At 44.2% G+C, this 16,097-nt stretch carries 9 protein-coding genes; 5 read left to right on the top strand and 4 right to left on the bottom strand.

Going from position 1 to position 16,097, the window contains the following annotated elements; genetic code table 11:
- Positions 1-1,026: 1,026 nt before the first annotated feature.
- From HMPREF9304_RS12815 to HMPREF9304_RS12800, 4 genes are all read left to right on the top strand, one after another.
- The gene (locus HMPREF9304_RS12815) at positions 1,027-1,458 is read left to right on the top strand and encodes an Hsp20/alpha crystallin family protein (protein WP_025071501.1); all 432 of its coding nucleotides are present in this window, start codon (positions 1,027-1,029) and stop codon (positions 1,456-1,458) included.
- A gap of 240 nt (positions 1,459-1,698) precedes the next feature.
- On the top strand, positions 1,699-3,216 hold the full coding sequence (gpmI, locus tag HMPREF9304_RS12810) for a 2,3-bisphosphoglycerate-independent phosphoglycerate mutase (protein WP_036929848.1): 1,518 nt from the start codon (positions 1,699-1,701) through the stop codon (positions 3,214-3,216).
- Positions 3,217-3,320: 104 nt separating this feature from the next.
- Positions 3,321-3,986, top strand: coding sequence for a uracil-DNA glycosylase (ung, locus tag HMPREF9304_RS12805; protein WP_036929845.1), 666 nt, complete (start codon positions 3,321-3,323; stop codon positions 3,984-3,986).
- A gap of 14 nt (positions 3,987-4,000) precedes the next feature.
- A complete protein-coding gene (locus tag HMPREF9304_RS12800; RefSeq protein WP_036929858.1) occupies positions 4,001-4,603 on the top strand; it encodes a DUF3109 family protein in 603 nt (200 codons plus the stop codon).
- Here the strand turns inward: HMPREF9304_RS12800 and HMPREF9304_RS12795 are convergent.
- The 4 genes from HMPREF9304_RS12795 to alaS form a co-directional block, all read right to left on the bottom strand.
- Positions 4,588-5,472: a helix-turn-helix domain-containing protein gene (locus HMPREF9304_RS12795; RefSeq protein WP_036929843.1), complete on the bottom strand. Its 885-nt coding sequence runs from the start codon at positions 5,470-5,472 to the stop codon at positions 4,588-4,590. The two genes, HMPREF9304_RS12800 and HMPREF9304_RS12795, sit on opposite strands and share 16 nt — an antisense overlap.
- Before the next feature lie 125 nt (positions 5,473-5,597).
- Positions 5,598-6,518, bottom strand: a complete 921-nt coding sequence (locus HMPREF9304_RS12790; protein WP_036929841.1) for an alpha-L-rhamnosidase N-terminal domain-containing protein — start codon at positions 6,516-6,518, stop codon at positions 5,598-5,600.
- Between the two features lie 173 nt (positions 6,519-6,691).
- Complete coding sequence (locus HMPREF9304_RS12785; RefSeq protein ID WP_036929839.1) at positions 6,692-11,695, bottom strand: LamG-like jellyroll fold domain-containing protein; 5,004 nt, start codon at positions 11,693-11,695, stop codon at positions 6,692-6,694.
- Between the two features lie 465 nt (positions 11,696-12,160).
- A complete protein-coding gene (gene alaS / locus HMPREF9304_RS12775) occupies positions 12,161-14,788 on the bottom strand; it encodes an alanine--tRNA ligase (protein WP_036929835.1) in 2,628 nt (875 codons plus the stop codon).
- A gap of 871 nt (positions 14,789-15,659) precedes the next feature.
- On the opposite strand from alaS, the gene HMPREF9304_RS12770 reads away from it, so the two are divergent.
- The gene (locus tag HMPREF9304_RS12770) at positions 15,660-16,010 is read left to right on the top strand and encodes a MerR family transcriptional regulator (RefSeq protein ID WP_036929834.1); all 351 of its coding nucleotides are present in this window, start codon (positions 15,660-15,662) and stop codon (positions 16,008-16,010) included.
- Positions 16,011-16,097: the final 87 nt, after the last annotated feature.

Below are 16,097 nucleotides of genomic sequence, written 5' to 3'. Positions count from 1 at the left end.
CGACTGAACGAACTTACATTTTGAACCAAAAAGAAGCCAAAAGATAACAAAACGTATTTCATAAACATTTGATGACTATGTGCGGTGGTAATTTATAGAACCAGCCTTTATAAGGTCGTGTCGTCACACTTCTTTTATTTTTAGAATAGCTTGTTTCGTTGTAAGTATATGATTTCTGCCGTAACGGAGTGTCACGGATTTTCACTGCATATCCGTGTCGTTCCGTGTCATTCCGATGCAATGAAAAATCGTCTTAAAAAATCTGAAATATATTGACAAATGCTCTCAGAATACTCGCGTATTTGTAACGAAGTGGAGACTTGCTCGCAAATACGCGAAAAATAAGAACGCTTGATAATCAATGTGTTACAAAAATAGGGGCATCATTTAGCCCCAAAAACAGTGCGAAATAGCAGTTAAAAGCATGGTTTTGGGTCGATAAAATAATGACTTAAGGGCGTTATTCCATTAATGTAGGCTCATTAACTCAATGGAGTAACCGGTCAAAGTCATGTTTATAGTCCGATTGAGGGTTCTGAACACCCTAAAAATGCCCTATATTTTTTCTATTTGTGAGGTTTCAGAAGTGTTAAAATTAGGGAAGAAAAACGGACAAAATCAGGCGTTTTTGACCCCTCAAAAATTCTTAATGTGACATGAGTAAGATGAACTCACAGTGACCGTATGTTTACCTTATGCAGGTGGGGAATAGCTCGCAGTGGCATTAGTTGTAAGTTGGTGAAGCCTTTAGGCGGTTGTATTTTAGTGCGAGACTCCTTGAAGATGGGGCGGAATGTTAGATGCTCACATCAAAACAAAGGGAATAAAAGAGCCTTCTCTTGTGAGTTTGTTTGCTCAAATAGATACCTTAAAAGTGATAAATACTGACATTGTGTCTTTTATTTTGTGAGAAATAACAGGATGTGCGCCAAAATGGCGCAGTTTCTTCACTGGTACGCTCCTTGCAACTATGGTTAGTGAACTCGAAAGAGCAAATAAGAATAAACAATATAAAAATAGGAGGAAATGATTATGTTACCAGTAAGAAACAGAAATTCATGGTTACCAAGTGTGTTTGATGATTTTTTTGATACAGGTCTTGCACCAAGATTGAACAGTACAGCACCCGCAATCAACGTAATCGCTCATGACGGTGAGTATGTTGTAGAGTTGGCTGCACCTGGCTTGAAGAAAGACGATTTTATCGTGAATATCGATAACGATGGAAATTTGACTATCAAGATGGAAAAGAAAGTGGAGAACAAAGAAGAGGACAAGAAGGCTCACTACTTGCGTAGAGAGTTCAGTTACTCGAGTTTTGAGCAGACACTGATTTTGCCAGATGACGTAGACAAAGAGAAAATTTGCGCAAAAATGTCGGATGGTGTCTTGACCGTTACCTTGCCGAAACGTGAGGAAATTGTACAGACATTAGGCAAGCAAATCACCGTTGAGTAATCATTAGTTTGGTATTTAGATAGAGAAAGTCCTGCAATCTAAACGGATTGTGGGGCTTTTGCGTGAATGAAAATTGTGAAGTATTCTTGTATTTATAAGGTGTAGATGATGCGTAAGTCAGAAAATTGCAGTACCTTTGCATAAGATAGGCTGCGCCTCACCAAAACAAGTAAACTTCTTTTGGCTTCGGCTTGCACTATCTTTGCATAGAAGATTTTTATATAACAGGTAACAATAATTATGGCAAAGAAAGCTTTATTGATGATCCTCGATGGATGGGGAATAGGAGACAAGGGTAAAGGCGACGTGATAAGTAATACACCGACACCTTATTTGGATTATCTGAATGCTACATGCTCGCATTCGCAGTTGCAGGCTTCGGGTGAGAATGTAGGATTGCCCGATGGACAGATGGGTAACTCAGAGGTAGGACACTTGAATATTGGTGCAGGACGTGTGGTGTATCAGGATTTGGTGAAGATTAACAGAGCCTGTAAAGATGGGTCAATTCTGCAAAATCCTGAAATCGTTTCTGCCTATACGTATGCACAGAAAACGGGGAAGAAGCTCCATTTAATGGGATTGACCAGCACTGGCGGTGTTCACTCTTCTTTGGACCATCTATATCAGTTGTTGGAAATTTCTAAGAAATATGGTCTCAAAAATACGTATGTACATTGTTTCATGGACGGACGCGACACAGACCCGAAGAGTGGAGTTGGCTTTATTGAGGCTTTGCAGCATGTTTGTGAGACGAACGATGCGCACATTGCCAGTATCATAGGGCGCTTTTATGCCATGGATCGCGACAAGCGATGGAATCGAGTAAAAGAGGCTTACGACTTGTTGGTAAGTGGTGTGGGTAAGAAAGCAACGGACATGGTGCAGGCGATGAATGAGAGTTATGCCGAAGAGGTGACCGACGAATTTATCAAACCCATTACCAACGCCACTGTTCAAGGACAGATAGAAGAGGGCGATGTGGTGATTTTCATCAACTTCCGTAACGACCGTGCCAAAGAACTCACACAGGTGCTGACCCAAACCGATATGCCAGATGAGGGAATGCACACCATTAAGGATTTGCAATATTACACGATGACGCCCTACGATGCTAACTTTAAGAATGTGCATGTGCTGTTCCCGAAAGAAAATGTAGAGATGACATTGGGCGAATATCTTAGCAGTCTGGGCAAAAGACAGTTGCATACAGCGGAGACGGAGAAGTATGCACACGTTACATTCTTCTTCAATGGAGGACGTGAAGAGCCTTACAAAGGGGAAGACCGCATCTTAGTCAATTCGCCCAAGGTAGCGACTTACGACCTAAAGCCCGAGATGAGTGCCTACGAAGTGAAAGACAAACTGGTGGATGCCATTGGTACACAACAGTACGATTTCATTGTGGTGAACTTTGCCAACGGTGATATGGTGGGACATACGGGTGTGTATAACGCCATTGCCAAAGCGGTTTGGGCCATTGACCATTGTGTGAAAGAGGTGATAGAGGCTGCCAAAGCCAACGGTTATGAGGCTATCATCATTGCCGATCATGGTAATGCGGATCATGCAATCAACGAGGATGGCACGCCCAACACGGCACACTCGCTCAATCCTGTACCGTTTATTTATGTGACAGACAACAACAGTGCCACCGTGAAGGACGGAAGATTGGCTGACGTGGCACCGTCTATATTGCACATCATGGGCTTGGAACAACCAGAAGCCATGACAGGTGAAAATCTGATAACAGATTGATTATTGAATTTTTAAGCACATAAGAGCACCAGAATTGAACCACTTGTTGGTTCAATTCTCGTCTTTTTTGAATATAGCAGTCAAGCTATATCAATCTTGAGGATATGGAAGTACAGATAGAAGAAAGTTGGAAAGCGCATTTGCAGCAAGAGTTTGACAAGCCTTACTTTGCAAAACTGACCGAGTTTGTGCATGCCGAGTACAGCCAATTTGCGTGCTATCCTCCCGGAAAACTCATCTTCAACGCTTTTAATCTCTGTCCATTCAATCAAGTGAAAGTGGTGATTATCGGGCAAGACCCTTATCATGAACAGGGGCAGGCGCACGGTTTGAGTTTCTCAGTTAATGACGGTGTGCCGTTTCCACCCTCGTTGCAAAACATCTTTAAGGAGATACAAGCCGATATGGGAATGCCCATTCCCACAACCGGTAACTTGACTCGCTGGGCGAAACAGGGCGTGATGCTCCTCAATGCCACACTCACCGTGCGCGCGCATGCAGCAGGAAGTCACCAGCGAAGAGGGTGGGAAACGTTTACAGATGCTGTTATTAAGGTGTTGAGCGACCATAAAGAGCACTTGGTGTTCTTGTTGTGGGGCGGTTATGCGCGTTCAAAATCCTATCTTATTGACAAGCACAAACATTGTGTTTTGGAAAGTGTACATCCCTCACCGCTATCTGCCAATCGAGGTGGTTGGTTTGGTAATCATCATTTCTCACGCTGTAATGAATACTTAAAACAGCAAGGCATTGAGCCCGTGAAATGGTAAAAACTCCTCAATGTATGAACCATTCATATCCTCCCATTATACAAGTAGGCAACGTCTTGGTGTCTCCAGATGTTTTCACGCAAAAGTTTTGTTGTGATTTGGAGGCGTGTCACGGCGCTTGTTGCATTGAAGGCGATGCTGGAGCTCCTGTTACTATTGAGGAAGTTGCAAGTATAGAAGAGAACGTGGATGCTGTGTGGAACGAGCTTTCTGCTTCGGCTCAATCGGTCATTGACCAGCAAGGAGTAGCTTATATCGATAGAGAGGGCGACATGGTAACCAGCATTGTCGGTCGCAAGGATTGTGTTTTTACTTGTTACCAAGAAGGTTGTTGCCTTTGTGTGTTAGAAAGAGCCTATCGAAAGGCAGAGATTGATTTTTGTAAGCCCATCTCCTGTGCGTTATACCCCATTCGGGAGAAGGCGTTGGGAAATGGACTTGTTGGACTGAATTACCACCGTTGGAAGATTTGCCAATGTGGAGTAGAGAAAGGTAAAGAGCTCAATTTGCCACTTTACCAATTTCTCAAAGAGCCTTTGATACGCCGTTTCGGGCAGCAATGGTATGACGAATTGTGTGTGGTGGCACAACAATTGGCGCATCAAGATTTTCTATAACTCGAAGGAGACATCCCTGTTCGGTCCTTAAAGTATTTGCCCAAAAAACTTTGATTGGGGAAGTTCATGTCTTTCGCAATTTCTTTGATGTTCTTTGCGGAGTTCTTTAATTGTACTCGTAGCTCTGTAGTTACATAACTATCAATCCAACTATTTGGTGTTTCTCGGCTCACCTTCTTCACCGTTTCCGACAAATATTTAGGGGTAATCTTTAATTGTTCGGCATACCATCCTACTCTTCGAATCTCTCGGAAGTTTTGTTCAACTAATTTAATGAAATCAGAAAAGATTTTTTCTCCTCGACTTTGCTTAAAGTTTGTTTGGTCCTGTTGATTGTACCAAATATAGTTTCCCATATCGTAGATAAGCGCACCAAGTAATGAGCAAACGATTTCTCTTCGAAAACGGTGATTGACATCAATAACCTTCTTATGCGTCATTCTATAAATGTCCAAGAAGGAATTGGCATTTTGTTGTTCTAAATGCAAAACAGGATGTGTTTTCGTGTAGATGAACAGTGAGGAAATTTTGTTTACTCCCCTTGAGATATCCTGCATGAAGTTCTCGGATGCCAACATGGCAATGCCTTTGAAATCATGACTGATCATATAGTCACTGACTACCTGTCCGTCACTCAAAATAAGTAAATCGTTCTCTGAAATGACACATTCTTTGGTGTCAACGGTGTATTGTGCACGCCCTTTAAGGCACATCCCAACCAAAACACAATTCATTTTGCGTGGCTCGAGTGGGAAAGGAAGATCCTCTAATCGGTCGAATAATAATAAATCGTCGTCAATGAAGGTAGATATATTGGTGATTTCTTTGATGCGTTTAATCGTTAGTTTCGCTATACTATTTCTTTCCATAATTGTTTTTGGTTTTGTATATTTGTCAATGACACTTCCTTAGAAGAATGTAAAATTCATTAAACACACTTTTATATTCCGTACAAAGGTAGCGAAAATTTGGAATGTAACCGCACATTTATCTGTTAATATTGATAGCTTTGATGGAAATATGGGACAACTTCTAATCCTTCTACCTGTTGAATCTGTTCGGGTTTGAAATCTTTATCGCCCGAAATCAAAACTCGATAGACATCTTTTATCGTAAAACGAGGGTAGGCTTGTTCGTCAAGTTCACCGTTGCAGGTATAGGTGAGTCCATTAAACTGTATTTTCTGTCCACGCTTAGCGCCACGCAGCGTCACACGAACTTGTCCCTTAAATGCTTTATCAAATTGGTAATATACGCTATCTCCAACGACATCAAAATAACGAGGTGTCTGAATTTTACTCACCTTCACAGTGGGATATCCAGCAAAATAATAGGAATAGGGAAGAGAAGAACCCTCAACAGCCGTTGCAGATTGCCAAGTTGCGACGTCAAAATCTTCGGAATTCCATTTTGCACCATACGCATAACCATCATCCTTTTCTCCTCCATCCAAGGTCAAGGATGTGGTGGCAGGTCGTGTGAGCCAATTCTCGTCAGACTCTAAACATGTGTATTCCTTATTTGCATAACGTGCATGCAGCGCAATGGCTACCTGTTGCCTTTCAAGATGAGTCCATGAGGGAGCATACCAAATAGCGATGACGTTGTTGCCAGGTTGTAGAAAACGAGTAACATCCAGTGTGATACATATTGGTTTGCCGTCGTTATTGGAACGAGCAGGAAACCATAGTGCTGTTGATATGTTTCGCTCGTTGATGTATGCGCTCACCTTTCCTGTGCAGGCAATAGTCATCGTGGCATGTGTGGGATAATCTTTCAGCTTCCAATCTTGCCTAAACCATACTTCCGAGGTACTGTCTGCCTGTGGGCAAGCAATCCACTGTAGGTTGAAAGATTGTGCAATACTGACTTTGATGCACATTCCTAAGAAGACGATGAGTAGTGATTTTCGCATTGTCAGATATTTGTTCTTTTCTATAGACTATGATGTTTGGTGCTCAGTCTCAGAAAAATCGTTGTACAAAAGTAAACATTTCTTTCCAATCCTTGTCAGTGATAAGCATAAAAAAACGAGGATGTGCTTTGTGGTGCATACATCCTCGTGTGTGTTCTTTCTCGTTTGAAGGTTTATTGCTTAATCATCTTCTTGCCATTTCTGATGTAGATGCCAGCAGGTAAACTTTCTATCGAAGTGCCTACATACTGTCCTTGCAGGTTGTAGATGCGCGTGTCGGTGCTGTTGTGGTTTTGCTCAACGCCATTGATGCCAGTCTCCTTTGACAATCTTCCATTTGCTTTGATTTCTTTGAGTGCCAACGAGGTGGCGCCTTTCATCTGTGCTTCGGTAAATTCAAAGCGGATATATGGTTGGTGAATAGGAGTCTTTAGGCGGATAGTACTCTTATTATAGTAAGGTATACGTACCTTTTCAAACGTTGTCCAGTCCTTTCCGTTGTCACTCACCCAAATGGTTACCTTGCCTGCATTGTAGTTTCGCGATTTCTTTTTGTTGCCTATGATGGCTTGAACAAGGGATAATGTCTCGATACATCTTCCAGATGAACTGTTCTGCACATCAATGGTATGTGGATAAGGAGTGCCGTCTTTGCTGCGCCACTGTGTGTTTTCATTCCCATCTACAGCGTTGCTTGCCTTTTGCTTTGCGTTGTTATTCTCATCTGAACAACTCTTGAAGATGAGCTGTACAGGCTGCTCAAGGCTGGCATCGTTAGCTTTCGTACCATAAAATTCAACTGTGTTCAGCGTCATGAGGCTTCCTTGCCATGCGTTTTCATTGAAGGTTAGGCGCATGTAGCGTTTTGTCACTGGCTTCATGAGGTTGACGGCTGGGCTTTCCATGTCTAAGAAATGGTGGTTGTTGTCAAGCATTTCCCACTGATTCATATCATCACTTTGCTCAACGGTTACGCTGACAGCCCTGTATCGGCTTTCTCGTTTGTTCGTTATCTTCAAGGCATGAATGACGTCGAGGCTTGCTCTGTCGATGGTGAAGCTATGAGGAAATCCCTTTTCGCTACCAGAATATTGACTATGCCAAAATGTGGTTTCATCAGCATCGAGCGCCAGTTCTGCAAATCCGTTGCCGTTTTGTTCGCTCTGCGTCTCTTCATCGCTCACCTTTACGATGCGGTATGAAGACCTATCCAACGAAGTGTAACCGTTAATCTTTTCCCCTTCGGCAGGCGAGAAGTCAATGGCAAACACGCCTCGTGACGACACCCAGGCATCTCCACCAGGACCAAAATTGTTGCGAGTGGCGTTACATCCACGTCCAGATTGGTCAGGAATGTTAGTCCCGTCCTCAATGGTATTGAATTGATAGTAGCACTTTAACTGGTTGTCGCTAACGGCTTTGGTTAGCTCTGTACCACTCAGAGGAGCAATGCAGTAACGGCGTAGGTCTGTTTGACTGAGTGTCTTTCCCCAAACCCTGAACTCATCAAAGATGCCGTTGGCTTGTGCTTCGCCGCCTATTCGTAACTTTGCAATGTTGTCTGTGTTGTTGCTACCGGAGAGAGTGAACGACTTGAACAAAGTTCCGTCACGATACAATCTCACCGTAGTTCTATCCGCAGTGATGGCGTAGTGGTGCCATTGTCCGGAAATGATGAAATCATCGTTGATTTGGAAAGTCTGGTTGCCCACCTTTAGTGTCGCACCTCCCTTTGGTTGTGCTATCAGGCTTGCCACCTCCGAGCCATTGCTACTCAGCGCATAGACGCCATTCGATGCCGATGAGGCAAACGTTGGCTTCAGCCAATAATCAATAGTCCAATCGGTACTGATATTGTCCAACTGACCTGTGGTCATCGTTTTGTATGACTTGTTGCCGACTATCGAGAAATTCAAGCCACGTTGTGCGTCTGCATTACATACGATGACAGCTTGATCTTTGACCAACTTGTCGCTTCCCTGTGCGTTTCCAACGGTGTAATACAGTTTGTACACGCCTGCACGTTGTGGCTTGAAGCGATATGGATTGCCTGTTCCATTGTACACCTGATTATGACTTACTAATGACCAGTAGAACTCTGTTGGCTCATATTTGGAAGCGTCTGTTAGCGTCAGCTCTTCGTTTTTCAATACAACTTGGTCATCTTTACTTGTTTTATAACCAGCCTTGGGTGCCGATGCAGCCACGTTGAGGTGTTTTTTCTGCGTGTACTTCTTACCTTCGGCAGATGTGACAGTAAGGGTGACGGTATGTGTGCCGGCCTTCATGAACACGGCTGAAATGTTGCGATGGTCAGAGGTTTTTATGTCGGCTCCATCTAATTGCCAAGCGTAAGTACAGCCCGACACTTCGTTCTTCGCCAAGAATGATACTCGTTCGGATGCCTTTACCTTCTCGTTGGTTATCGTAAAGTCTGCCGAAGGTTCTATGGCTTTAACGTTGACTTGATGGGTTGTCTGCTGCGTTTGCCCATTGATGTCGGTCGTTGTCAGTGTAACGGTTTGGTTACCTGCTGTATTGAATTTGAAACTTGCATCGTGTGCCGTTGTTTGTGCAGGTGTTGCACCTGTGGCTGTCCATGTTCTCTTCATGACACCTACCGATGTCGTAGCCGATAATGTAACCACATCGCCCTTATTTACCTGTGTTGGTCCTTGAATGGCAGCAGAGGATAAGGCTTGTTTACGAATGGTCTCATTGTTTACTTGTGCTGTGTTGTGTGCGCCATTGGGCAAGAATTTGGCATGGTTGCCGTGGGCTGCATCAACCAAGAGTGTGCGTCCATTCTTTTTGATGGTGTTCATTTTGAAATAAGCCAACAATCCCTTCTCACTTCCTGGATTGGCAACAGGCGTTTGGTAGTTGTCTTTTATCTCTTGTGCAGTACGAGCTACTTCCCATATTCGCAGGTCGTCAATGCATCCATGCAATCCATCGTTGTTGGTTGCTCCAAAAAGGAGTCCATCCGATATGGCAGGCATGCCACTGTGGAACTGTGAGCTGAATTGCCCCTTGCGCTCGCCATTGGCATACAGTGTCATGGTGTTCCCATCGATTACCAATGCGATGTGTGTCCATTTGTTGGTTTCAAGAATGGGCTCAGAGTCGCTTCGGTTGCCATTTTGCGTGTTCCAGCCAAAAGTAAGTGTACGGTTGTTGTTGGCATGTAGCCAGAATGTACCCCATCCAGCACCAACTTTTTGATTCCAGTCGCGTACGGATGAAGGCTTGAGCCAATACTCTATCGTGAATTTCTGATGAGGTGTTGCTGTCACGTTAGGCACAATGAACCCTCCGCTGTTTGTAAATCGCTGAACATCGTTGTCATAAACAGCATCTGCATTTTGTGGCAATGCAGCCGAGTTGGACGCGGCGCTGAGCTTTTGCTTGCCATTTATCTTGTATGAAGCCTTTACATAGAAAGAGCCGTCTGTTGATGTCGGTGCATAATGGGTGGATGTTGTCTCGGCGATTTTATTTCCGTTTTGGTAAACGATATACTTCTCAGGCTTGGACAATCCGTTCACAGGTTCAGCCCATGCAAGCTGTTTGTTGTCATCGAATGTCAAGTTGTAGGGCGTATTAACCGATTCTTGTGTCACCACGCCCGACACACAAGTGGTCTGTCCACCGTTCTTAATAGGAACGTCTTCAGTGCATATTGGCATTTCCACACCCTTTTCGTTCATAGCGTAGTCGATAATGCTTACCGATTTCACGCTTCCTTTACCCGTTGCGCTACCCTTACTGTTGATGGTGAGGAAGTATTTTACGGGGCGTGAGAAGTCTATTCCTTCACAAAGGTCGGTCAAGTCTACGCCAAACTCCATTGGTTCGTGGTGCATTTTGCCATCCGCCCATCGTCCAAGTAGTGGTGTTTCGGCATCGGCAGGGTCTTTATCCCCATCACCTGTATAGTTGATATACCTAAACACAGACTCTTTTTGTGGTTTTGTAGCCGTGGGGTCTTGACTTACGCCTACCTTCACGCTGATTTCCGACCGCTTGCTGTATTGCATAGTTACTTTCATGGTCTGTTGCGGCACATAGTTCTGGCGGAGGTAGTACACCTCTGGCCACCAGCCGCCACCCGTATATACCTCTACTTTTGAGCCGTCTTCATTCGTCAAGATGTGTTTGTCCGTCTTGCTGTTGGTTACTCCTCCTGCCATTGGGTAGGGTACGTAGCACAACCCTTTATCTGCCCAATCGCCCCATGAGTTAGCAAAAATCCATGCGCCTCGCTCGTCTTGACCTAAGCGATTCTTTTCCTCGCCGTATACGCCATTCTTGTCTAAGTCGAATACCACACGGTCATCGTAGCCCACTAAGGTAATGGCGTGGTCGGCAGTGTCAAACCTCCACCTCTCAATGTAATGTTTACCAACGACGCCTGCCTTTCTGTTGGCGTCCACATCGGCTACCGTTTGCATGACGCAGCCCGATATACCACAGCCCAAACCAGCAATGCCACCTACAATATGGGTACCATTTTCATCGGTAATGGTAGGCCATGAGGGGTCGCCATTATGGTTGAATAGCCAACGCTTGATAGCTTCCATTCCTTCAGGGGTGTTCGATCCTTTAGGAAAGTTAGCCGTTCCTGTGATGCGGTTGAACATGGCGTTGTACCAACGGTCATAGCCTTGCATCCATCCAGCGTCATTAGAATCAACTTCGTATGCTCCGTAAATGCTGCTTATGTCCCAACCTCCGTACACATCGCCGGTAGGATAGCCTATATACTGTGCCATGTGATCTTTGGTGAGTCCATTGTATGAAAACGGATACTCAAAGTGTGGCGGCAATCGATGTTCAATCTTCGATGCATCTGAGAGCCTAAAAGCATTCCATTCGTATGTCATCATATAGCCAATACGTGATGATGCACCACACGACCCACCTGTTTGTCCGAAGATAGGTGGGAACCATTTGGCATTGGCATTGTTGACATAAGCGGGCAGCGGGGTCTTCGTTGCTCGGGTGCGCATGTCTACTTTGCCGGCTTTTCCTCTGATGTTACGCATCAGCGAAGGGTCTGGGGCGTAAGTAGGTGTATAATCCTTGTATTTGCTCTTGTCCACTTTCTCAAACTGTTGTGCTGAAGTGCCAAGGGCAGAAGATAAAAATGCAAGTAGTAAAAGTTGATACTTCATGAATGTTGTTTTTATGATAAGGATGGTTAGTAATTTCCTAAATTCTTATATGATAATTGGTTTGTTCAGTTATTTTTATAAGATATTGCAAAAATACACCTTTTTTTCCAAATAAATGATATTATGTTCAAATACTATTCCCTTTTTGATATGATAATTGAGTGTAACATCAATATTTGAATCAAATGTCATTATGTGGGTGTACGCATGAGACTACCTTGTATCAAAAAAAGTTTGGGTAATAGCTTTCGGGTGATTTACAATAGTAGTATTTTGGGTGTTTGGACTAAGATGTTGATATTTTGTAGGTTCTTAGTAAAAGACTGTTTGCCCGTGATACTTTATTTATATGGTATAGGCGATGTAGAAAATAAAAACAAAAAACGCATCTCCATGGTGTTGGGATGCGGTTTTTGTGAAAATATCCTACCGAAAAAGGCATTTGCCTTTGATGATGATCTTTATTTATAGGTGCGCCAACTCAATAACTTTGTCTACCGCAGCGCTGATACCATCTACATTCTTGCCGCCAGCCGATGCGAAATGCGGTTGTCCGCCACCGCCTCCCTGGATGAGTTTGGCTGCTTCACGAACCATTTGACCTGCATTCAATCCGTGGTCTTTCACCATATCTTCGCTCAGCATAACACTCAGAAGTGGCTTTTGCTGTGCCGTAGATCCGATGACGCAAAGCAAATGCGACGGTATAGCTTCACGAATCTTGAACACCAAGTCCTTAGCAGCGTTGCCATCGATAGGCAATACCGCCTTGATAACGGTAACCCCATTGACAGCCTCTGCACGTTTGATGAGCTCGTCTTTGGTTCTTTGCACCGCTTGTGCTTGGAACTGTTCTATCTCCTTGCGCATGGTGGCGTGTTCGTCCATGTACTTTTCGATGACTCCTTTCAAGTCCTTAGCATTATTGAACAAACTGCGGATGGTCTTCACTGTGTCTTCTATGGCATACATCGCTTCTTCGCACTTGCGGCCAGTAATGGCTTCGAAGCGACGAACACCAGCAGCTACCGAACTCTCGGATAGGATTTTGAACAGTCCGATGCGTCCTGTACTCTTGGCATGAATGCCTCCACAGAACTCACATGACGGTCCGAAACGCACTACTCGCACTTTGTCGCCATATTTTTCACCAAACAATGCAACGGCTCCCATTTCCTTCGCCTCTTCTATTGGTGTGTCACGATGTTCGTCCAAGGGAATGTCTTGACGAATGAGGTCGTTTACCAACCGCTCTACCTGTCTGATTTCCTCATCGGTCACCTTTTGGAAATGCGAGAAATCGAAGCGCAACGTGTCCGGCGACACATACGATCCCTTTTGCTCCACATGGTCGCCAAGCACCTGCTTGAGTGCATAATCCAGTAGGTGAGTGGCTGTATGGTTTGCCGCACAGGCGTCACGTTTGTCAGTATCCACGCAAGCCATAAAGTCAGCCTCGGGATGTTGTGGCAGTTGTTTGATGATGTGAATGCTTTGGTTGTTCTCACGTTTGGTGTCTATCACGTCCACCGTCTCGTGTTCGCTCACCAAGACACCTTGGTCGCCTACCTGTCCTCCCATTTCTCCATAGAAGGGTGTGAAGTCCAAGATGACCTCGTAAAAACTATTTTTTTTCTGGGTTACTTTGCGATACTTCAAGATGTGGCATTCGTATTCGGTATAGTCGTAGCCCACAAACTGCTGTTCGCCTTGTCTAATTTCTACCCAGTCGCTGTTTTCCACTTGTGCGGCATTGCGGGCACGGTCTTTCTGTTTCTGCATTTCTGCATGGAACTGTTGCTCGTCAACGCTGAATCCGTGCTCTCTACATATCAGTTCCGTGAGGTCGAGCGGAAAGCCATAGGTATCGAAAAGGCGGAAGGCTTGTTCGCCATCGATTTGCGTCTTGCCTGCTTTCTTCAGCTCATCCATGGCGTTGCTCAACAGGTTGATACCTTTTTCGAGTGTTCGCAAGAACGAGTCTTCCTCTTCTTTCATCACCTTGCCAATCAACTCACGTTGGGCAACGAGTTCAGGATATGCTCCTCCCATTTCGTCTACGAGTACCGGGAGTAATTTATACACAAAAGCTTCGCGCTGCCCTAAGAACGTGTAGGCATAGCGAACGGCACGTCGGAGGATGCGACGAATGACGTAACCCGCCTTGGCATTGCTGGGCAGTTGCCCATCAGCGATGGAGAAAGCTACGGCTCTAAGGTGGTCAGCCACTACACGCATCGCCACATCTACATCTTCTTGCTCGCCATATTTCTTGCCCGACAGGCGTTCCATCTCATGGATGAATGGTTGAAAGATGTCGGTGTCGTAGTTAGAATTCTTTCCTTGCAGCATTCTGACTAATCGCTCGAATCCCATTCCGGTATCAATAACGTTCATGGAGAGTGGCTCCAAAGAACCATCGGCCTTGCGATTGAACTGCATGAATACGATGTTCCAAATCTCAATGACCTGTGGGTGATCTTTGTTCACCAATTCCCGTCCGGGTAGTTGTGCTTTCTCTTCGTCCGAACGTGAGTCTACGTGTATCTCCGAACAGGGACCGCAAGGTCCCGTATCTCCCATTTCCCAAAAGTTGTCGTGCTTATTGCCATTGATGATATGGTTGGCTGGCAGGTGCTTGCGCCAATACTTCTCTGCCTCACTGTCGTGTGGGATGTTTTCTTCGGGTGAGCCTTCAAACACCGTCACATACAAATCTTTTGGATCCAAGTGCAGTACGTCCACCAAATATTCCCACGCATAATCAATGGCGCCTTCCTTAAAGTAGTCGCCAAAACTCCAGTTGCCGAGCATTTCGAACATCGTGTGGTGGTAAGTGTCTCGTCCCACTTCCTCAAGGTCGTTGTGCTTTCCACTCACGCGGAGGCACTTTTGCGAGTCAGCTCTGCGGCGTGGCTCAGGTTGTTTGTTGCCCAGAATGATGTCCTTCCATTGGTTCATGCCTGCATTGGTAAACATCAGGGTGGGGTCGTCTTTGATAACCATGGGTGCCGAAGCCACGATGGTGTGTCCTTTCGACTCAAAGAATTTCTTGAACGATTCACGTATCTCGTTTGCTGTCATCATTGTCATTTATATTTTTGTTCGTGCAATGTGTAAATGTTTCACTTCTTTAATTAAGGAGCAAAATTATAAAAAAAAGCAGGAAGCACCAAAATTATCTGTTGAAATTGGTACGAGGCTCTTTGGATAAAAACACGAAGAGATTAACCGAATTTCAAGTATCTGTTTGGGAAAATGAATTACACAGTAGGGTGGAAAAGGGTATGTTTTGTCCTAAAAACTGACAAAAAAGAGGGTTATAGAAATTCTCAAAATAGAGAAACGAAAAGGGGTTGAAGGCATGAAATCATGCCTTGAAAGGTGTCATTGCATGCTTTGCTGGGATTGAAGCATTGAGATAATGTCGTTATTAGCATGCTTTAGCATCGCTATTAGCATGACTTAATAGCATTGGAAACAGTAGATAACGCTACAAAATGAATGTTTTGGGACTTGAAACATTAGTGTAATTCTTGCTTTTATTTGTCGGTTTTTGTTAATATGTTGATTCATAGGTTGTTATCAAAGTTCTCCATTTTTGGCGTATTTTCGCCCTTGGTGCATGTTGTTTGTAAATATTGCCAGCATTTTGGTGCTGTTGTCAATAAAAATGACAATGCACAGTAGAAGTTTGAGCGGCACATTTTTTCATTCCTTTTGCGCTTTCAGCGCGTCTTTGCTGAAACGCAAACAGCACAACTGCTGGAGAATTATCTTAATGTTGCTTCGCAGGGATAGCAATGGGTGGACTTATGCAGAGTGAGAAAGAATGAATGAAATGTGAAAGGAGGGCGTAGCATATTCAGCAAATGTATTTTTCCGCTAAAGAAAAAGCGCTTTCTTTATTTTGCTGACGTATAATTCGAAAATTTTATCTACATTTGCAAAAAGATATATCGCCATGGCATTGAATACAAACAAGAGCGTAAAACTCTATTATTCTATCAAAGAAGTTGCCCAAATGTTTGGTATCAACGAAAGTACTTTGAGATATTGGGAGACAGAGTTTCCTAATTTACGTCCAAAGACGGTGGGTTCTAACAAGGTACGACAGTATACCGATGCCAATGTTGAGGACATTCGGATTATTTATAACCTTGTCAAGGTCAGAGGGTTTAAGCTGTCTGCTGCTCGCAAGGTGTTGAGTTCTAACCGCAAGGGGGTAGAAACGAGTTCTGAAATTTTGGATACGTTGCTTTCTGTTAGAGATGAATTGCAGGAACTGCGTAAGCAGTTGGACGTAATAGTGTGAGGAGACGCTTCTTCTCGTTCATCCGTCCACTAAGTATTTAGGGCTGTTCTATCTATTACCACCATAAAGTTTTTTTCTGTTGGTCGA

The sequence above is a fragment of the Hoylesella timonensis S9-PR14 genome (assembly GCF_000762405.1).
Lineage (GTDB): Bacteria > Bacteroidota > Bacteroidia > Bacteroidales > Bacteroidaceae > Prevotella > Prevotella timonensis_A.
The sequence above is the reverse complement of the archived record's forward strand: the minus strand, read 5'-3'. Positions and strand labels throughout refer to the sequence as shown.

Excerpts from the sequence above, each read along its gene's own strand:
- HMPREF9304_RS12815 (WP_025071501.1), top strand. The coding sequence starts at position 1,027 with ATGATTATGTTACCAGTAAGAAACAGAAATTCATGGTTACCAAGTGTG.
- HMPREF9304_RS12785 (WP_036929839.1), bottom strand. The coding sequence starts at position 11,695 with ATGAAGTATCAACTTTTACTACTTGCATTTTTATCTTCTGCCCTTGGC.
- alaS (WP_036929835.1), bottom strand. The coding sequence starts at position 14,788 with ATGACAATGATGACAGCAAACGAGATACGTGAATCGTTCAAGAAATTC.
- HMPREF9304_RS12795 (WP_036929843.1), bottom strand. The coding sequence starts at position 5,472 with ATGGAAAGAAATAGTATAGCGAAACTAACGATTAAACGCATCAAAGAA.
- HMPREF9304_RS12770 (WP_036929834.1), top strand. The coding sequence starts at position 15,660 with ATGGCATTGAATACAAACAAGAGCGTAAAACTCTATTATTCTATCAAA.
- HMPREF9304_RS12800 (WP_036929858.1), top strand. The coding sequence starts at position 4,001 with ATGAACCATTCATATCCTCCCATTATACAAGTAGGCAACGTCTTGGTG.
- ung (WP_036929845.1), top strand. The coding sequence starts at position 3,321 with ATGGAAGTACAGATAGAAGAAAGTTGGAAAGCGCATTTGCAGCAAGAG.
- gpmI (WP_036929848.1), top strand. The coding sequence starts at position 1,699 with ATGGCAAAGAAAGCTTTATTGATGATCCTCGATGGATGGGGAATAGGA.
- HMPREF9304_RS12790 (WP_036929841.1), bottom strand. The coding sequence starts at position 6,518 with ATGCGAAAATCACTACTCATCGTCTTCTTAGGAATGTGCATCAAAGTC.